Annotated in this window: 2 tRNA genes and 1 rRNA gene (1 of these 3 only partly in view); all 3 read left to right on the top strand. The window is 68.6% G+C overall.

From position 1 onward, the window contains the following. Positions 1-215 precede the first annotated feature (215 nt). Positions 216-289: transfer RNA gene (locus IRZ30_RS10840), tRNA-Ile, on the top strand. Positions 290-307: 18 nt separating this feature from the next. Next, positions 308-380 (top strand) — tRNA-Ala (locus IRZ30_RS10835). A gap of 110 nt (positions 381-490) precedes the next feature. Then, positions 491-1,322 (top strand): 23S ribosomal RNA (locus IRZ30_RS10830); it runs 2,145 nt beyond the window's last position.

Genomic DNA, 1,322 nt, shown 5'->3' with positions numbered 1-1,322 from the left:
TCCCAGGTCAACCGGCCGGGTGCCGGGTGGGGGCAACCTCATCCGACCGGCGGAGGGGCGCAGGGTGTGGCCCCGCCTGTGGAGGCCGCCACGCGGCGGCGGAGGGCGGGTGGCCCCCTGGACCAGCCCGCCGACGGCAGCCCGGTCGTCAACCTGGTCCGATCCGGTGCACTCGATCACGCTCCAGCGGTCAAGGTGCCGCAAGAGCTACGGCCGGGCGTTTAGCTCAGTTGGTGAGAGCACACCCCTGATAAGGGTGAGGTCCCTGGTTCGAGTCCAGGAACGCCCACCGGCGGCGTCACCAGATGGGGCTGTAGCTTAGCTGGGAGAGCGCCGCCCTTGCACGGCGGAGGTCAGGGGTTCGAGTCCCCTCAGCTCCACCGGGCACCTTAACAATGGAGTGGCGAGGTCCGAGCATCTGCGTGGGTGGACGGTCTTTGCGTCGTGCTGGTGTCCGCCGTGCTGGTGGGCAGTGCGCGGATGCAGAGGGGTGATCCACGAGGAAGGCACACGGTGGATGCCTCGGCGCGTGGGGCCGATGAAGGACGTGGCCAGGCGGCGAAACGCCTCGGGGAGCCGCGGGCAGGCAGTGATCCGAGGGTGTCCGAATGGGGCAACCCGTCCCGGGTTATACCGGGACACCCGTCGCTGAACCCATAGGCGGCGGGGGGGTACCGGGGGAACTGAAACATCTTAGTACCCCGAGGAGCAGAGAGCATTCCCGTAGTAGCGGCGAGCGAACCGGGAGGAGCCCAAACCCGGCCGGTGGTACAGGCTGCCGCCGATGCTGGTCGGGGGTAGGACGGCCCGGGGGGCGGGGCGGCAGACCCGCCACGGAGTGAGCAACCAGCCTCTTAGCCGAACGCTGCTGGAAGGGGCGGCCGGAGACGGTGAGAGCCCGGTAGGCGACGGGGGGCTGGCTCCGCCCGGGTCCGTGAGTACCGCGGGACACGTGGAATCCCGTGGGAAGCGGGGTGGCCCACCACCCAAGGCTAAATACCCCACGCGACCGATAGTGGACGAGTACCGTGAGGGACAGGTGAAAAGCACCCCGGTGAGGGGAGTGAAAGAGAGCCTGAAACCGTGTGCCTCCAGACGGTCAGAGGGGGGCGCGAGTCCCCTGATGGCGTGCCTATTGGAGAATGAACCGGCGAGTGACCGTTCGTGGCCAGGCTAAGGGAGGGACACCCGGAGCCGGAGCGAAAGCGAGTCTGAAGAGGGCGTGCTGAGTCGCGGGCGGTCGACCCGAAACCCGGTGAGCTACCCATGGCCAGGCTGAAGCGCGGGTAAGAGCGCGTGGAGGGCCGCACCGACGTCTGTTG

Source organism: Sphaerobacter sp., assembly GCF_019683595.1.
GTDB lineage: Bacteria > Chloroflexota > Chloroflexia > Thermomicrobiales > Thermomicrobiaceae > Sphaerobacter.
The sequence above is the reverse complement of the archived record's forward strand: the minus strand, read 5'-3'. Positions and strand labels throughout refer to the sequence as shown.